This window comes from Pedobacter psychrophilus (assembly GCF_001652725.1).
In the GTDB taxonomy this organism is placed as follows: domain Bacteria; phylum Bacteroidota; class Bacteroidia; order Sphingobacteriales; family Sphingobacteriaceae; genus Pseudopedobacter; species Pseudopedobacter psychrophilus.
Genome location: NZ_LWHJ01000028.1, coordinates 77,577 through 96,349 on the forward strand (window position 1 = coordinate 77,577; position 18,773 = coordinate 96,349).

Annotated in this window: 11 protein-coding genes; 1 reads left to right on the forward strand and 10 read right to left on the reverse strand. The window is 33.8% G+C overall.

Going from position 1 to position 18,773, the window contains the following annotated elements; translation table 11 throughout:
• Window positions 1-58: 58 nt before the first annotated feature.
• From A5893_RS10995 to A5893_RS11040, 10 genes are all read right to left on the reverse strand, one after another.
• Complete coding sequence (locus A5893_RS10995) at window positions 59-838, reverse strand: carboxylesterase family protein (protein WP_068822623.1); 780 nt, start codon at window positions 836-838, stop codon at window positions 59-61.
• Window positions 835-3,147 (reverse strand): beta-glucosidase BglX, encoded by a 2,313-nt coding sequence (gene bglX / locus A5893_RS11000; RefSeq protein WP_082911417.1) that lies wholly within the window; start codon window positions 3,145-3,147, stop codon window positions 835-837. Before bglX ends, A5893_RS10995 begins: the two co-directional genes overlap by 4 nt.
• 4 nt (window positions 3,148-3,151) lie before the next feature.
• A complete protein-coding gene (locus A5893_RS11005; RefSeq protein WP_068822624.1) occupies window positions 3,152-3,811 on the reverse strand; it encodes a GDSL-type esterase/lipase family protein in 660 nt (219 codons plus the stop codon).
• Between the two features lies 1 nt (window position 3,812).
• A complete protein-coding gene (locus tag A5893_RS11010) occupies window positions 3,813-5,525 on the reverse strand; it encodes a family 43 glycosylhydrolase (protein WP_068822625.1) in 1,713 nt (570 codons plus the stop codon).
• A 146-nt stretch (window positions 5,526-5,671) separates the two neighbouring features.
• Window positions 5,672-7,012: a glucoamylase family protein gene (locus tag A5893_RS11015; protein ID WP_068822626.1), complete on the reverse strand. Its 1,341-nt coding sequence runs from the start codon at window positions 7,010-7,012 to the stop codon at window positions 5,672-5,674.
• A 52-nt stretch (window positions 7,013-7,064) separates the two neighbouring features.
• Window positions 7,065-8,573, reverse strand: a complete 1,509-nt coding sequence (locus tag A5893_RS11020) for a DUF4886 domain-containing protein (RefSeq protein WP_082911418.1) — start codon at window positions 8,571-8,573, stop codon at window positions 7,065-7,067.
• Between the two features lie 20 nt (window positions 8,574-8,593).
• Window positions 8,594-10,120, reverse strand: a complete 1,527-nt coding sequence (locus A5893_RS11025; protein WP_068822627.1) for a RagB/SusD family nutrient uptake outer membrane protein — start codon at window positions 10,118-10,120, stop codon at window positions 8,594-8,596.
• Between the two features lie 28 nt (window positions 10,121-10,148).
• Window positions 10,149-13,163, reverse strand: coding sequence for a SusC/RagA family TonB-linked outer membrane protein (locus A5893_RS11030; protein ID WP_082911419.1), 3,015 nt, complete (start codon window positions 13,161-13,163; stop codon window positions 10,149-10,151).
• Between the two features lie 251 nt (window positions 13,164-13,414).
• Window positions 13,415-16,387: a ligand-binding sensor domain-containing protein gene (locus A5893_RS11035; RefSeq protein ID WP_232456845.1), complete on the reverse strand. Its 2,973-nt coding sequence runs from the start codon at window positions 16,385-16,387 to the stop codon at window positions 13,415-13,417.
• A 23-nt stretch (window positions 16,388-16,410) separates the two neighbouring features.
• On the reverse strand, window positions 16,411-17,232 hold the full coding sequence (locus A5893_RS11040) for a maleylpyruvate isomerase N-terminal domain-containing protein (protein WP_068822629.1): 822 nt from the start codon (window positions 17,230-17,232) through the stop codon (window positions 16,411-16,413).
• A gap of 192 nt (window positions 17,233-17,424) precedes the next feature.
• Here A5893_RS11040 and A5893_RS11045 point away from each other — a divergent pair, with 192 nt between their 5' ends.
• Window positions 17,425-18,696 (forward strand): FAD-dependent oxidoreductase, encoded by a 1,272-nt coding sequence (locus tag A5893_RS11045; protein ID WP_068822630.1) that lies wholly within the window; start codon window positions 17,425-17,427, stop codon window positions 18,694-18,696.
• Window positions 18,697-18,773: the final 77 nt, after the last annotated feature.

Consider the following 18,773-nt stretch of genomic DNA (forward strand, 5'->3'; position numbering starts at 1 on the left):
AGCCTAAGCTAATTATCGAAAAAGCTCCAGGCAAATTATACAACCAAGTCTCTAATTTTCAATCTTTTTTATGGGAGAATAACCAAGGCAATAAAGTTGGTTCTGCAAAGGCACTGTCCCAGCTATTATGATTAGCTTTTAAATATAAATTGAATTTTGGCGTGTTTCCTAATTCTCGTAATTCCCTGTAAATTCCATAAGAAAACTGCGGAGTTACCACATCATCCAAACCACCATGAAAAATCCACAAAGGAATGTTTTTATATTTTTTACAATTCGCAACATTATCGCCTCCACAAATGGCAAATGCAGCAGTAAAAGTATGGCGTTCACGTCTTAATAATTCGTAAGTTCCCATGCCTCCCATAGATAAACCACCTAGGTAAATTCTGCTATTATTTACAAAATCCTTTTTAAAGAAATCTTTGGTAAAAGCTAAAAGAAGTTTCATTGATTTAGTGGGTTTACCGCCTTTTTGAAAAGTAAAAAAGCGCTTGGTATTAACGGTTTCAATTTCCACATTCGCCCAATAGCTATCATCACTACATTGTGGAAACACAACAACTGTTGGGTAGTTTTTTCTAAACTCCGGATCTAAAAACATTTTAGACCCATGTGTTAATTGCTTTTCATTGTCGTTTCCACTTTCTCCACGGCCGTGTAAAAACAGCATGACAGGGTATTTTTTAGTGGCATCAAAATTTTCTGGATATAAAATCCTTAAGGGAAGCGTATCGCCATCCATCACATATGTTGACTTTACAAAATCACTTTTCGATTGTGCTTTAACACTTATTGCACAAACAAACAATAGCAGTATAATTCCTAATTTTCTCATTTCTCTAATTTAAAATCCGCTTCTTTAACATTTGCCGAACTGTTGCCAACAAAAACTTTAAAATCTCCAGGTTCTGCTGCAAATTCTAAATTGGCATTATAAAACTTAAGATCGTTTTCTGTTAAAGTAAATGTTACTTTTTTAGACTCGCCTGCTTTTAAGTTTATTTTTTGGAAACCTTTTAATTCTTTAACGGGACGAGTGATTGACCCCACTAAATCTCTGATATAAAGCTGTACCACTTCTTCGCCATCTTTAGAACCCGTATTTTTAACTGTCGTTGTAATTGTTAAGCTTCCGCCTGATGTAATGGTAGTTTTATCTAAAACAGGTGCCGAAATATCAAACGTGGTATAACTTAAACCATAGCCAAAAGGATACAAAGGTTCGTTAGTAACATCTAAATAATTAGATTTAAATTTAGTAAACCATTTGCCTTCCTCTAACGGACGGCCAGTATTTTTGTGGCTGTAATAAATTGGTATTTGACCAATATTTTGAGGGAAAGTTGCGCTCAATTTACCCGATGGATTCACATCTCCAAATAATACATCGGCAATTGCATTGCCTGTTTCTGTACCGCCAAACCAAACATTTAAAATAGCTGGTACATTTTCATTCTCCCAAGATAAATCAAGCGGACGACCATCAAAAATCACCAGTACTACTGGTTTGCCTGTTGCCAATAAAGCTTTCAATAACCTTTGTTGGATAGCAGGAATTTTAATATCTGTAATGCTAGAGCTTTCGCCACTCATTTCAGAACTTTCACCTAAAGCAGCAATAACAACATCTGCTTTTTTAGCAACATCAACCGCTTCTTTAATAATTACAGTTTCGGGGCGGGTATCTCTTTTAATATCACGCCCAAACATGGTAGCTCTGGTTTGATATGCTGCATCTTCTAACAAATTAGAACCTACGGCATAAATAATTTTAGCTTGAGAACCCACTGCATCTTCTAGACCTTTCTTTACTGAAATAGCTTTGCTTAAATCTGTTGATACTGCCCAAGTTCCAGGCATATTTACTTTAGAATCTGCCAATGGACCAATTAGAGCGATGGTACCGGTTTTTTTAAGCGGTAATAAATTGTCCTGATTTTTAAGCAACACAAAACTTTTAGTAGCTGCTTCACGAGCTATTTTTAAGTTTTCTGCAGTAAATATTTTAGCCTTTGCTCTTTCATCATTACAGTATTTGTAAGGATTTTCAAACAAACCTAATTTATATTTTGCCTCTAAAATATATCTGCAAGCTCTGTTAATATCTTCTATTTTAACCTTTCCTTCATCTAAAGATTTTTTTAAAGTAGTTAAAAATCCTTCGCCAACCATATCCATATCAACACCAGCATTTAAAGCTAAAGCAGATACTTGTTGCAAATCTCCTAAACCATGTGCTGTCATTTCGTTGATGCCTGTATAATCAGTAACAACCATCCCTTTAAAACCCCATTGATTCCTTAACACATCTGTTAAAAGCCATTTGTTAGCTGTGGCGGGAGTTCCATTTATATCATTAAAAGAAACCATAACTGTACCCGCACCAGCATTAATAGCCGCTTTATATGGTGGCAAATATTCGTTATACATTTTAACCAAACTCATATCGGTTGAGTTATAATCTCTACCTGCTTCGGCAGCGCCATATAAAGCAAAATGTTTTACACAAGCCATTAAAGTATTGATTTTTGTTAAATCGTCTCCTTGGTAACCTTGCACCATTGCTTTTGCAATTTCAGAACCTAAAAAAGTATCTTCTCCGCTACCTTCAGAAAAACGTCCCCAACGTGGGTCTCTCGAAACGTCCACCATTGGCGAGAATGTCCAGTTGATGCCATCCGCAGTAGCTTCTTCAGCTGCTATTTGTGCAGTACGTTTAATTAAATCCATATCCCAAGTGGCCGACATTCCCAATGGAATTGGAAATGCTGTTTTGTATCCGTGGATGACATCCATCCCAAAAATTAATGGGATTTTTAATCTTGTATTATTTACCGCCAGCTCTTGTGCAGTGCGTACTTTTTGGGGAGTGCTTAAGCTGAAAAAACCACCTACTTGCCCAGATTTAACTTTTTTCTCGATATCTGAATTTCCGGTTGAACCGGTGATGGCTTCGCCTCCTGTTAATAAATTAAGCTGACCAATTTTTTCTTCTACAGTCATTTTTGATATCAAATCTGAAATGAAAACATCCATTTTTGAGTTCGATGTTTTTGTAACCGTTTGTACGGCAGGCTTTTGTTGGGCACATGCGGATAAAGCCGTTAATGCACCAATTGTAAAAATATATTGTAGTACTTTCATAATATTAATTATTCTTAAGCAGATATGGAGTAATTATTTTAGTCCAGATATCGTAACCTTTAGCGTTCATATGTAAATTATCAGCGATAAAAATATCTGTTAATGGCATTTTATTTTCTTGCAACATGGCATCATATACGTTAATGTAACTGGTATTTGGTTGTGCTGCCATAAATCTTTCTATCAGCTGGTTGGCGTAAGAAAATTGAGGCATTAGGTTTTCCCTAGCCACACTTGGTTTCATAGAAACGAAGCTGATGAGCGCATTTGGTAAATGCTTGCGAGTTAAATTGAACAGTATTTTAAACCTTTCAACTGTAATTTCCGGGGAATTGCCTTCTGCAATGTCATTTTCGCCACAATAAATTACTACTTGCCTAGGCTGGTAAGGGTATAAAATATCATCGGCATAATGTATAACTTCTGCCAAGGTTGAACCTCCAAAACCTCTGTTAATTGGTTGGTAGCTGGCAAAAGTATTTTCTAAAGCTTTCCAAAATGTAAAAGATGAACTGCCAATAAAAAGAATTCCTCCTTTTGGTGTGTGTTTTTGCTGGTCTATTTTTTTAAACTCAAGCATGGCATTATCAAAACGATGTTTAACTTGTGCTTGAGATAAAAAAGCAACAAACATCATTACAATTAAGAGATTTATTTTTTTCATATTAATCTGTTTTTAAAGGATTAAGAGCTTTAGAAACTCCATTTTGGTTAAAAGATTCGATACTGAAATAATAAGTTTGGTCAGTATTTAAACTTCTCAAATCCATTTCATTAACATCATAAACTAACCAAGAATTATAAAGCTTATCCGCAGCTATACCCCATTTAATATTATAACCTTGTGCATCTTTTACTTTATCCCAAGTAAGCATTGCATCTCTTTTATCTGCTTGTCTTTTTACTTTAAAATTTTTAACTGAAGCAGGTAATTTTCCTTCTCCTATTCCAAAAACTCTGAAACCAGAAATAGCTAAATTTGTGGTAGGCACTTTAATATTGTTGTACCTCACATATCTCACTTTTTTAGGGTTTTCTAATTCTACATAATCATTAGGCACATCTTTAAAGCTATTTTTTTTATCAATTAAATTGAACCAATTTTTACCATCTAAAGAACCCTCAACCGTATATCTGTGATACATGCTGTCTGGTCTACCATATAAATTTGATTGATAATCGTGGTAATTAATTTGGATGGCATAAACATCAGCAGCTTCTTCCAAATCAATTTTTAACCACTCTTTAGCGTCATTATTTTGAGATACCCAAAAAGATTTTATGTTTTCATCTGTTACATGGCTAGCTTTAAAAGTGTCAACTGTTGTTGATGAGCTTAATGGTTTTTTGTAAGATAACAACATCCAACCTCTAAAAGCGCCTTGTTTTCCGGGTAGTGAGGGAGCGTAATGCGGGTAATCTCCAAAAGATGTATTGCTATACATTAAACCGTCTTGATCAAACCAAGTTGGAAAAACACATAATCTACGCTCCCAATTTACATTTACAGATAATGTCATTGAAGCAAAATGCCAATATTGCCCGCCTGGCCCAACAACAGTACTACCATGTCCGGCTCCATTAATATAACCACCTGGCTTGTAGAAAACCGGATTGTTTGGTGCATAAGTATAAGGTCCTAAAGGTTTATCAGCCATGTAAACTCCATCACCATAAACATTAAATTCTGTTCCTGGAGCGGCATATTGCATATAATATTTACCGTTATGTTTGGTTAGCCATGCGCCTTCCATATAACCTTCCATTGTTGAAACATGGTTGTCTCCAAAACGTTCCCAACCGTGTTTTGACTCATCTAAGTTAAAAAGCTCTATTACATTTCCTTTTTGTGTAAAACGATGGTTTTTATCTAACTCCATCCCTTTTATAGGATATAAATTTGAAGAACCCCAAAACATATACGCTTTGTCATCATCATCAATAAAAAAATCCGGGTCTTGTAAACCGTTTAAAATAGATTTTGTGGCTTTCCAATCTCCTTTTTTTGGATTATCAGTATATAGAATGCTCATAGATCCAGATGGATCACCAGTAACATATAAAACAGAATCTTTATAATTATGTGCAGCGGGGGCATTTGAACCTTGAAAATACCATTTTTCTGGAGTGATAAAATCCCAGTTAGATAAATCTGTAGAATGCCAATAACCCAAAGAACGGGTTACAAACATATAATATTCTCCCCTAAAACTAACTACCGCAGGGTCTGCACCACTTCGGTAAGAAATATCCCTATCAGAATTATAGACCATGTAAGTATAATCTAAATTTATAGGATTGCAATAAGTTTGCATTTGAGCTTGTTGGGCTGATGCTATTTTACCAATAATCAAAAGTAAAAAAAGGAGTTGCTTCATTTTATTTATCGGTGTGTTTAAATAATTAATATTAGAGCGTTTATACACGCTATTCACTATATCTTTTTTTGTAACCTGCAAAAAAGATTAGAACAAAAAAAGGATGCCGTTCCTATCGTTAACGCCTAAGCAGTATAGCAATGCAATTATTTCAAATTTGGACTTGTAAAATTCAACTTTTTCAATCCTTTTTGTACGTCCTCATCACTCATAAAAAGTTTCCAGAGTAAACCTGTTCTGTAATTTTCTATCATCACTAATTCTGGTCCTTGGTCTATCCCTAAATATCTTGGTTTATACCATTCTGCTTGATCACTAAAAGCATCGTAAAAACCATACTTACCCCAAATTTTATCTTTCTTTTGGGTGTACCAATACCGGATAGCACTCAGCGATTCAATAGGCGTATAGGCAATTGATGAAATTGCTGCGGTCGGCGCAATTACACCCAAATCTTTTGTAATTTCTGGCGCATGACCGGCATAACCTTTAACAGAATAACTAGACGTTAAACCCCATGAGTTTTTGCCGTATCCTTTATATTTTAATGGATTATCTACACACCATTGATAATTAATTAGGACCATGTTTTTAGTCTCTAAACCGTAATCTCCATATTCATCTTTTAATCCGTTTGGATTTAAACCTAAAAAAGAATAGTGAGACCAAAATAACGGACCGCCATGAGGCGCATTGCCCTGATGAAAAAACTGTAAAGGAATATTGTTATAATTTCTTGGAGATTTTATTTTACCTCTCATTGCCCAACCTTCATCATAAACAGCCTTATTAATCCCATAATTTGGAGAAGCGGCGGCCATCACATACATGATTAAACATTCGTTAAACCCATGCACAGGAAGGTTCATTTTCCATTCGTTTTTAGGGCTCCAGTGCCAATATAACACATTTTCATTTTTAGTGTACCATTTAAAATCGATGCCTTTCCAAAGTTCATCAGCCAAATTAGCCAGCCTTTTCTCTTTTAAATTCCCGTTTTTAAAATATTGTTTAATACAAACTAATCCTTGTGCTACAAAAGCAGTTTCTACTAAATCACCTCCATCATCTAATTTTGAAAAAGGTTTTACTTTTCCTGTCTCGCCATAAATCCAATGAGGCCAAGCACCATGAAAACGCTCTGCTGTTTTAAGAAAGTTCAATATTTTTAAAAGGCGATCAACCCCATCTTCTTTAGCAACAAATTTTTTTTCAATTCCAACCACAATTCCCATAAGCCCAAAACCAGTTGCTCCTGTTGCCACAATATCAGTTTCATAAAAAGGTTGGTCTAAATTGATTCTTTCTCTGGCAGCACCAGAATTCTTTTCTGAGCCATCCCAAAAATATTGGAAGGTTTGATGTTGAACAGTATCTAAAAGTTGATGATCAGATAATTGATTAGAAGAAGTTGTTTTGTTTTTTTGAGAACAAGCAGTTACTAACCAAATACTTAAAAACCCAATAAATACTTTTTTACAAAACATGTAAATGGTATAAAGAAAGGCTTCTCATTATAGATGAGAAGCCTTTTAAAATTTAATTATTTGAAGTGATTTTTGCAGCGTTAAGATAATAGAAACCCTCACTTGTTACATTATTAACACCTGCAGAAACGGTAATGGTTACCTTTCCTTCTGTATCTGGCTTAATGTTTCTTACGGTAGCAATCCTTGTTGCATTTGAACCTGTATTTATACTAGCGTCTGCTTGATTAGTACCAGAAACTGCATATTTAGTTTCTCTATTGTTTGTTGCAGTTCTTGAGCCATAAAAACTGAAATTATAAGTAAGGGTATTATCTAATCCAGTGATAGTAAAAACGGCATTACCTGCAGGTATTCCACTAAATGGAAGTTTTGAACTTCCAAAAAAGTTACGACTTGATACATTAGCCGGCATATTCAATGGAGTATTAGTTACGGTTTCTCCATTTATGTTTATTCCGTTAAAACGATTTATGATTGTTAAAGAAAGTCCAACATAAGAATTCACGCTGTCTTTCAAAGATATTTTACTGCCCGCAGTAAAAGAACTAATTTGATTCCAAGATTCTGATTTTGGAGAATTACCAAAATCTATTAAAACAGAAGATGTTAAAGGTCCTCCGTTCCCACCTTGAAAAGCTGTCATTACGGTTACTTCATAAGGTTTTAAAACAGCTAAATGGGCTGCATTTTGGGCAATAGAAACTTCAAAAGGAGAAAGCCCCTCTGGCTTATATTTCATACCTACTACGGGAGATTTAAAAATAGTTTCAAACCATGTACAGGCTGCCGTATATCTACCTAATGGTATAGACAAATGGTATCCATCCCTATTGAAATTATCTTCTAAAACACTTGTTCTTCCGTTTTGGATTGCTGTTCCAGATGGAACTATAATATCAAGAGGCACTATGTTTTTAACTTCTTTAGATACATTAACAATGGCATTGTACATTGTTATCTGGTTGCTGTTGTAATTAGCAAAGCCGGGTTGAGTTGAGTTTTGCGGATATGCCCAAGTTTGATGATAAACATATTTTACATTTGGATTTTTAACTTTAGATTTAACATAATTGAAAACTGAAGTCAATGGAGCGGTAATTGTTTCTAATTGACCAGAATTTTCACTTACCTGCTGAAAACTAATATAATCCCATTGCTCATCTTCAAGCGCAATGTTCAAAGAAGTTTTTAGAAATATTTTCTTTTCGCCATTCTCATTAATTTTTCGGTACTCATAAATAGGAACATTTCTTTCAGCATTTGCCTGATGAGTTGCTAATGATGCCCCACCTATATACATATTACCAATAATTACCTTAATTCCTTTTTCTTTTGCCAAATCATATAAATGAGTTTCTATCGCATCTTCAGAAAAGCTGTTTCCTATTGCTAAAATTTTAATCACTCCTTCATTTGCTGGGCGTTCATAATCACTCGCTACAGCATCCGAAATGTTATTTGGGTTTCCGTCTTTTTTACAAGCACTTGAAAGCACCATAGTAAACATAGTTAGTACTACTAAACTTTGCTTACCAAATATTTTAAACCAATTTTTCATAATTAATATTTATTAAATAGTTAAAAACCTGGGTTTTGAGTCAATACGCCTTTACTTAAATCTATTTGCGCTTGTGGGATTGGAAGAAGTTCATCTCTACCGTTCACAAATGGTTTTCCTGCTGCCCTTAAAACTGGACCAACTGTTTCCCATCTTACCAAATCAAAAAAGCGGTCATATTCCATTCCTAATTCTACTCTTCTTTCTCTTCTAATAGCTTGTCTTAATTCTTCTTGATCAGTAGTTGTTACAATAGGTAATATGGCTGTGTTGCCGCCTCTTGCTCTAAACCTAACCAATTCTAATTTAGCTAAAGCTTCTTGTGTATTTACTGTTCCTCCCACTTCATTGCTAGCTTCTGCATACATTAATACCACATCTGCATAACGTAAAATTCTTACGTTCATCCAATATCCAAAATTGTCTAAATATCTTGCCCTATAGCTTGGGCTTGTATGTGCTTTATGGTTATAAATTGGGTTAGGCAAATTTGCTGGAACTGGTTCATTGTAAATTGAAGTACCACCAGCAAACAAGAATGTTCTCGCTTTACGTGGATCACCTGCTTCATAAGTAGCATTCAATAATGCGCTTGGCACATTAAATCCATTTCCTAAATTCCAGATACCTGTACCCCTTACACCTTGGTTTGCAGAAGATTGTACGCCATATCTTCTTGTTTCTGAAGGTGTTGCTGACGCTTGCACTTCAAAAACAGATTCTTTGGAGTTTTCGCCGCTTTCTCCAAAAATTGTATTGTATGGAGTAGATAAATCATATTGGCCAGATTGAATGACCTGATTAGCTGCTGCTTTTGCCTGAGCCCATTTTTTTTGTGTGATATAAACTTTAGCTAATAGTCCGTTTGCAGCACCACTTGTTAACCTACCAATAAATTTATTTTCCCAACTTGCTGGTAAATTAGCTGCCGCGAATTGTAAATCACTTTCAATTAATGTGTAAACCTGTGCGGGTGTGCTGCGGGGTTTATTTGAAGTAGATACTTGATCTGTAGAAATTGAGTCAATCAAAGGAACGCCCCCAAAATATCTTACCATCATAAAATAGGCATAAGCTCTGATAAATTTAGCTTCTGCTTGACCAGATAATTTTACTGCCTGTGGTGTTAATGGGCTTTGATCCTTCTTAATTCTATCCAGTACCAAATTAGCTCTATTGATCATGGTATAATGATCTAACCACATTCCGTTTGTTAAGCCATTTGTAGATGTTAAAGTTAAATCATCAAATTGACGAGTACTTGGTCCATCTGCATCAGTACTTCCTTTATCCGCATCATCACTTCTAATACTTACAGCCGCCTGAAAACCTGCTGAGTGTACACCGTATAAACGTAAAGCATCGTAAGCTTCAAAAATAGCGGGGTCAAAAGCTCCTGAACCTGCTGAAAAAGGATAATCTCCCTCAGAATATTGACCTTGTGCGGGACGATCTAAAAAGTCTTTGCTACAAGAAGATATGATAATAAGGGCTAAAGTTGCCATCACTCCTATCTTAATAAATGATCTGTTTTTATATTTTTTCATTTCCTTAAAGGATTAAATGTTAATAATTTTAGAAAGTTGCGTTAATGCCGAACGTGTAAACTGCTGGAAGTGGATAAACACCGTTATCTGCACCACCTGCTAAGATTCCAATTGGCACCTCTGGAGAATATCCAGTTGCTTTAGACCAAGTTTTTATGTTTTGTCCACTAACGTATACTCTTAATCCTTTTAAAGAAACTTTAGATAAAAGGTCTTTATTAACGTTGTAACCTAATTGTACCGTTCTTAATCTAAAATAATCGCCTGGCTCTAAATAGTATGAACTAAAAACGAAATTGTTTGCCCTAGAGTTATCTAGTATTGGTTCTACATTAGAAGTACCGGCACCTGTCCAAGCATTTAATCTATTGCTTTCATAATTTAATATCGCAAAACTATTTGTTCTACGTTGTGTGTAGATAGAGTTTCCAGCTACACCTTGTCCTTGTAGCAATAAATCGAAATTTTTATAACCTGTGTTGATGTTAAAACCGTAATTAAAATCTGGCATTGGCGAACCTAAGATTTCTCTATCACCTGCAGCCGTAATTACACCATCTCCATTTAAATCAGCGTAAGCGATATCTCCAACTTGAGAATTAGAGAAAGCAGGTTTGTTTTGTAAATCTGCTATCGATTGATAAACACCAACTTGACGGTATCCAAAAAAATGACCAATAGATTCGCCTGTAATGGTTCTGTTTACACCACCGTTACCAGTTAATGTAAAGTTGAAATCGTTACCTAAAGATTCTACATTGTTTTTATTGTAGCTAAAGTTAGGAGATATACCAAAGGTGAAATCTTTACCTATCTTATCGTTATATCCCAGTGCAACTTCAACACCTTTATTAGAAATTGACCCTAAGTTTGTGAAGTAAGTAATATTACCTGATGATCCGGGAAGCGTAATCCTAGTGATTAGATCAACTGTTTTTCTGTTATATAAATCTATTTCTGCACTAAATTTATTTTTGAATGCTCTTAAATCTAAACCAACATCAACCCCACGAGTAGTTTCCCATTTTAAGTTTGGATCTGGTAAAAATGCTGGTGTAACAGAAGTAAATATATTATCTCCAAATACACCTACACCGCTTTGCACTAAATTAGGTTCAAAATAATTTTGTCCTAAACCATTGGTATTACCAACGGTTCCCCAAGATCCTCTAATTTTTAAGAAATCGATTTTCTCTGAATTTTTAAGAAAGTTTTCTTCTGATAAAACCCATCCTAAGCCCAGGGCACCAAATGTTCTATATCTGTTTTCTGGACTAATCCTGGAAGATCCATCTCTACGAATAGAGGCATTTAACAAGTATTTACCTCCATATCCATAACTAACTCTGGCTAGATAACCTAAAATTGCGTTTTCTCCGCCACCTCCGTTAAAATTGCCTGGGTTAATTTGATCTGCAATTCCTAGATACCAAAACTGTGGATCTCTTGGAATATTTAAAGTAGTATCTGTTCTGCTTCCACTTAAATTTGTGCTTCCTTCATATAGAGAAGTGAAACCTACAACTGCATTAATGCGGTGTTTGTTATTAAAAATAGAATCATAACTTACGGTATGATCTTGTTGAAACTTTCTAAATTCGTCTTGGTTTTGTCTAACACTTGTTCGACCATTTACATTGATAGTGGTATCAGTTGGTGCATTGCCTTCTGCCAAATTAATAAATCTATTTGGCAAAGGAGTGTAACCTCTACTTCCATTAAAGCTTAAATCTGTATAGAAAGCTGAGCGTAATTTAAACTGTTTCAAAAATTTTACTTCAGCAAATACATTACCTACTGCTCTATAACCTTTATTAATTGAGTTTCCGTTTGCTCTATTAATACTTTCTATTGGGTTACCAACTTGAGCCCTTTGGAATGATGGCATACTGTAATAAGTATTTTCATCAAACTGAACAGGAACAATTGGAGCAGACCATAAAGCATTGTTTAAACTTACACCTGAACCTTGTGTAATGTAATGGTTTGCGGTAATATCAGCGCCAAGCTTTAAGTTTTTGTTAATTCTAATTTCTTGGTTAAAACGACCTACAAATCTTTGGAAATCCCCATATCTTACTACACCTTCTTGTTTATTATAACCAAGATTTATTAATGTAGTGGTTTTTTCGCCCGTGTTAGAAATGCTTAAACTATTGTTAGTTTGTACTGCGGTTCTTAAGATTAGATCTTGCCAATCGGTATCTGCATTATAACTAGAATAATCAAATGGAGCGGCGTTGTTATTTGCCAATTGTTGATCATATAATTTTCTAAAACCTGCCGCATCTGTAACATCAATTGTATTAGTGACATTTTGTATACCTACAGAACCTTGGTAAGTTACTCTGGTTTGGCCTTTTGCAGCTCTTTTAGTAGTAACCGCAATAACACCATTACCACCCCTAATACCAAATACTGCAATTGATGATGGATCTTTCAAAACATCAATGCTTTCAATATCGGCAGAATTTAAGTAGTCAATATTATCTTGGATAACTCCATCAACCACATAAACCGGTGCAGCACCGTTGGTACTGTTTACACCTCTAATTCTTACTGTTGGCGAAGCACCAGGCGCACCGCTGTTCACAATTGTTAAACCGGCAACCTTTCCTTGTAAAGAAGAAATAGGATTAATGTTTGGGAGTTTTTCAATCTCTTCTCCTTTAATAGAAGTAATTGCACCTGTTAAATCTCTCTTTTTTTGTGTTCCATAACCTATTACAACTACCTCATTTAAACTTTGATTTGCAGTTACTAAAACAGAATTGATAACTGTTTTTCCGTTTACAGGAATTTCTTGAGTAACATAGCCAATGTAAGTAAATACTAAGGTAGCATTTGGAGCAGCCGTAATAGTATAATTACCATTAACGTCTGATTGTGTACCCGATGTAGAATTTTTAATACTAATGCTTACTCCAATAAGTGTTTCATTTGTTTTGGCATCTGATACTTTACCAGTGATGATAATATCCTGCGCAGAAACATAAAAAAAGGAGAAAAAACTTAGCAATACGAGTATAGCTTTTCTTTTCATAATTTGGATTTAATAATTAATTGGTAGAACAAAAGTGAGGCATTTCTATACCGATACAAAACAAATCACCTCTACATCACTACATCAATTAACAATAGTCCAAACATCAACATCGCTAGTAAGTGCTGTTTAAGGCTAAAATACCATGTTTAAAGGTTTCAGACGCAGTTTTGATACTACATCAATAGATTAAAAATAATTAAAGGGTATTTTAAAGATTAAATACTCTATGAGAGGTAATGATGTAGTATTTAAAGTTCAATCAAAAATTCTACCAAATTTTTATCGTGTGGTAGGCTTAATTTTTTTCTTAATCTATATCTCCTAATTTCCATCCCTCTTAAACTTATATTGAGTAATGAAGCCATTTCTTTACTGCTCATATTAAGTCTGAGATAGGCACAAAGTTTCAAGTCATTAGGAACCAAATCAGGGTAATCATGCTTGAGTTTTTTAAAGAAGTTTTCATGAGTTTCATTAAAGCTGGTTTCAAACAGGTTCCAGTCTTGTTCATTACTCATGCTCTCATCAATTATTTTTTCGACTTTCCTAAGCTGTTCCTCAGCCAGTTTTTTTCCTTCTTTGTCTTTTAAATTAGCAATCTCGTCCTTAATTTTTTGAAGTAATTCGTTTTTGTAAACGATATTCATTGCAGAATTGGTTACCTCTCTACCCTTGCTTTCTAATTCTGCTTGAAGTTTCTCGTTTTTTAATTTAATTAACTTTTGCTCGTTAATGATATTTTCTTGCCTTAATAATTCATCCTGCTCTTCTTGTAAATGCTTTTGAATGTTTCGCTGATGCTTTTCAAGCTTTTTGAAATAGAAAATTCTAAAGAAATAAACCAGAACTGAAAAAATAATCAAGTAAAACATCCATGCCCAAATGGTAGCATAAAATGGAGGGATAATCTCAAACTCAAATTGAGAAATGGAGCTTATTGTGACATTATTAACAATTGCTCTTACCTTAAAATTATACTTTCCGTAAGGTAAATTTGTAAAATCTTTTTGGGAAGAAGCCGACCAAGAAGACCATGAATTTGAGTACCCGTCTAATAAATATTGATATTTTATTTCCCCTTGTCTGTAATAAGGTAAGCTATAATTTATACGGATACTGTTTTGGCTATACGGAATGCTCACTTGTTTACTAATCAATCCGCTTTCTGTAATCAAATAATTATCGGAAGTAATATTTTCGATTTTGCCAATAAAAACTTTAGGCAAAGCCACAGAACGATCAGGAAAAACCTTCTTACTAAAAATGACGAAGCCATCATCTACACTTATTAAAAAAAGATTATCGTTAATTTTAGAAATATTCTCATAATTTTTAACCATTCTGCCGTTTATCACATTAAAAAGGCTAGAGTCTATTGATATTTTCCCAGCATTAGAAAAATTTGCTAGAGCTACTTTCCCATGATCTACAAACCAAAACTTTTTATCATCTGCTTTTATTAATTTATTAGATGAGGAAAATGAACCGATTTTATCATTTAACTCATTGTATTTGGCAAATCGGTCACTAATTTCGTCATAAACATAAAAGCCAGAATCTGATGAAAATACAATCCTGCCATCAAGATTAAATATGTTGATACCGTAAGTTGTTGGGATCCCATAATTCTCGTCATAAACTTTTGTTGATTTTACTGTTCGCAAATCTGAACTCAAATTAATTTTAAATATCCCTTTATAAGGATGGCTAACCCAAATATTTCCTCTATTATCTTGCTCTACATATCTGCATGGTTGGTTAAATCCATCAATTTGATGGGAAAAAATATATTTACCTTTTATGTTTTGATAAATTACCAACCCGGTATAAGTCCCTTGGATTAATTTATCTGGACTTGAATTCATTTTTTTTAAGGTCCATCCTCCACTGATAGATGAAATTTTTTCTATAGTATTATCCTTTACTAAATATGTTCCGTTGTTATGACCACAAAAAAGATTTCCATCATAAACAGATAAATCCCATACCTGACCTTGCGATCCTGGAATAAATTTAAAATTGAAAGATTGCCTCTTTGCAGGATCGCTGTTCCAATTACTATAATAAAGCCCTTGATTGGTTCCTAAATATATTTTATCATTAAAAATAATGCTGGAATAAACTGTTCCGAAAGCACCATTTTTATCAAAATAAAAGTAGAGTGGGGAATTTAGCTCTACCCTATCAATACCGTTATCTAAACCAACCCAAAGGTTTTGGGAATTATCAACAAATAGACTTAAAACTGTATTATTTTGTAAGCCTCCTGATTTGTTAATGTGTTGTACAATTTTGCCGTTTTGATCTAAAATAATAACCCCGTTTAAAATGGTACCGAAAGCAAAATACTTGTTGAAAATTTTAACCCCATTATTTAGCTGATAGGTTTTAAGAAAATCATTAGCTTCTGATTCCCACTTTGTAAACCGCTCGCCGTTGTACAAGAAAAGTCCGTTTTTTGCGGTTCCAACTAGGAAAGAATTATCACCGTAAGGTAAAATAGAAAGCACCCCAGATATTCCCTCGCTCCCTTTTAAGAGGTTTAATTTATCATTAATAAGTTCATAAATTTTATTATTTGCAGTACCAATTAAATACCTTTTACCCACCTTAAACATAAATATAAAAGACCCATTACCTTCAATTACCTTTATGGTGTTAGTTTGGTTGTTATAAATAAAAATATTAGCAAATGTTTGGAAAATGATTTGATTATTATCTACGTAGATTTTCCAGATTTCATTGTTGAGTTTAGATTTATCTTTTACTAAATTGGTTAAAGAATGGTATTTAAGAATGGCCTTTTCATCATATTCCCAATAGCCCATCTCGCCATAACCACCCGTAAAAATATGACCTTTATTGTCGGCAGCTACAGAACGAACAATTAAATGGTGAGGAATTTGATGATTTTCCCAAAAGCGTCCATCGTATGAAAGTAATCCTTCAGAATTGCCAAAATAAAAAACACCATGTTCATCTTGGGTGATTGACCAATTTTGGTTACCAGATTGGTATATATTTTTTGGGAAGTTTTCTACATAAGGCACTCCTATGTTTTGAATATCCTGAGCATGTAATTTTGCTGAGGCCAATCCTAGTACAACAACCCAGATGTAAACTGTTTTAATAACTCGTATCATTAATATAAAATTCCTGTTTTTTTTTTCATGTAATTGATAACCATCCTTACCTATAAATTTACCAATAGGATATTTCAAATTTCAATCTCTATTTCCATTTTTTACATCATTACTGATTTCATTTTTAAAACCTGACTAGCTAAATTAAAATCCCCATGTATCTGATAATATTGGGAAGCGTCCATTGGGTTTATGCCCCCAGAAAAAAGTAGCCATGCAATTTGTTGATCTATATAAATTAAAGCCTTGGGATTCTTTTCATTTTCCTCTGTAAAATTCCATCTATCATTTTTTTTGATAATGCACCAAGTCCCTCCAGCTTCGCCAACAATTTCTACTTTTAAAGTATCGCCATTATTGGCTTCTATATTTTTATAGGTGTGAGGCAAAGCCTGCATACTTATTTCTAAAAAAGGATGATAAAATTTCGATTCTAGCAAGATTTGGTCATTTAATGCTTGTCTGATTTGTTGTTGGTGCAACCATCTTTCAGAATATTCCCTGGCAATATCAAACCAAATTTCAGAATAATCTTTACCTGCCCATAAAACTGGGAATAATGCAGTATCAAACGGATTTAATTCTTTGAAATAATCAATCAGCTCATTTTGATATTTCTCTATCATCTCAATCAAAATATTTGGACTCAATCTTTTCATTGCCTCAACCCAATCTGCATTCAATTTGTTGAGAAATCCCACCAATTCTTCATGACTGGTAAATTGGTTGGCATTCTCCTTAAAATAACCATCTCTGCCAATTGTTAATCTTCTTAAATTAGTATCTAAAAGATGTGCAACAATATCTTTGATATTCCATTTGGGGCAAACAGTTTTCCTTTCCCAATCTTTAGGCTTTAAACTTTTTAACACGTTTAAAAGTTCTTTGTTTAAAAGCGGAAAAATTGGTAAAACATCAATCATATAAAATTAAATTTACACCAATATATAAAGTTATTTACATCTTTACATTTGTAATAAACTGAAAATTATTGACTTTTAAAGCAAAAGCAAATCCTTTTAGCTGAAAATCTAATTGGAATAAATTTCATCTTTATAGAATGTAAAAAAAATTACTGAAAAAATTTATGTCCTGTTAATTTCGTTATTGAAAATATGATAAAGAGAATACTTTGGGTTTTTATAATCCTTTTTTCGTTTAAAGCGGAAGCCCAATTAAAACCAGATGTAATTGTAATTGGTGGTTCTGCCGCCGGAACCGCAGCAGCTATACAAGCCGCAAGAAGTGGTGTTAAAACTTTACTGATTATCCCAAATGATAATTTAATTAGCGATGTTGCGCCATTAATGAATATCCCCGCTTTCGACTTAGGCTTATGGAAAGAGTGGAAAGACCAGTTTATTAAAACATCAGATTCTGTGCAAACCACACCTCAATTGGTTTTAGAAAACATCGTTAAAAATACAAAAGACTTATCTTTTTTAAAAGCAACGCCAATTTTAGGTATCGAACAAAAAAAGAATGGTTGGGAGGTGAAGGTGAATATTAATGGCAAACAAGAAGATATAAAATGTAAGGTTTTAGTAGATGCTACAACCAATAGCGCAAACTCAGTTTTAGCAGAATTTAATATTTTGAGTTTAGATAAAAACGGAAAGTTTGAAAACCTAGTTGCCTATAATAAACAACAAGAAAATAATCCTTACAATCAACTTCAAAAATTATACAGAACAAGCGGAGCGGCAGGTTTTGGTAAAGATAGTACAGCACATTTTATCCCTTTAGGTGTTTTTATCCCAAAAGAAAAAGATAATTTATTAATTGTTTCCATGTCGGCTTTTAAAGATTTTGAAACAGACGATTTTAGAAATATTGCTCTTTGGACAAATATGGGACAGGCAGTTGGAGCTTTGGCAGCATTCGGACCCTTTTTCGATACAACTCCATCAAAAGCAAATATCCGGTTAACTCAAGGAGAAATGTTTACCTATAAAAGTTTTCTTTATCCTGTTAAAGATGTTGCTGTGACAGATAGCGCTTTTTATCCAATCCAAAAGATAATTGCTAGCGGGCTTTTGAAATTTGATTTTAAAACTGATTCTTTTAATGTTGAGGATGCTGTTAAAGTTTCAGATTTTAAAGAAGTGATGTCTACGCTTTATGCTCGTTCTAAAATTTGGTTTATAGAAAACAAAAATTTGGATATGACTGTAGGAAACACCATTTCACTTATAAGTTTTATATCAGGCAGAGATCCCATTTCAATACAACAAGAAATAGAGAAAGATTGGAAAGAAAAATATGGTTTTGAAAGTGATTATTCAGAAAGTAAAATCATTAATAAAAAGGAATTTTCAATTTTAATAGATAGGTATATTGCCCCATTTAATATTAATGTAGATTTTAATGGATATTACATTAAATAAATGACCTTGGTAATCAATTGATTAATCTTACAATCCCTTTACTTTAATTTTATCTTTAAAATATTTTAATTAATACT

Bases quoted from the DNA above. Each gene is read 5' to 3' on its own strand.
- A5893_RS10995 (WP_068822623.1), bottom strand. From the start codon at position 838: ATGAGAAAATTAGGAATTATACTGCTATTGTTTGTTTGTGCAATAAGT.
- bglX (WP_082911417.1), bottom strand. From the start codon at position 3,147: ATGAAAGTACTACAATATATTTTTACAATTGGTGCATTAACGGCTTTA.
- A5893_RS11005 (WP_068822624.1), bottom strand. From the start codon at position 3,811: ATGAAAAAAATAAATCTCTTAATTGTAATGATGTTTGTTGCTTTTTTA.
- A5893_RS11010 (WP_068822625.1), bottom strand. From the start codon at position 5,525: ATGAAGCAACTCCTTTTTTTACTTTTGATTATTGGTAAAATAGCATCA.
- A5893_RS11015 (WP_068822626.1), bottom strand. From the start codon at position 7,012: ATGTTTTGTAAAAAAGTATTTATTGGGTTTTTAAGTATTTGGTTAGTA.
- A5893_RS11020 (WP_082911418.1), bottom strand. From the start codon at position 8,573: ATGAAAAATTGGTTTAAAATATTTGGTAAGCAAAGTTTAGTAGTACTA.
- A5893_RS11025 (WP_068822627.1), bottom strand. From the start codon at position 10,120: ATGAAAAAATATAAAAACAGATCATTTATTAAGATAGGAGTGATGGCA.
- A5893_RS11030 (WP_082911419.1), bottom strand. From the start codon at position 13,163: ATGAAAAGAAAAGCTATACTCGTATTGCTAAGTTTTTTCTCCTTTTTT.
- A5893_RS11040 (WP_068822629.1), bottom strand. From the start codon at position 17,232: ATGATTGATGTTTTACCAATTTTTCCGCTTTTAAACAAAGAACTTTTA.
- A5893_RS11045 (WP_068822630.1), top strand. From the start codon at position 17,425: ATGATAAAGAGAATACTTTGGGTTTTTATAATCCTTTTTTCGTTTAAA.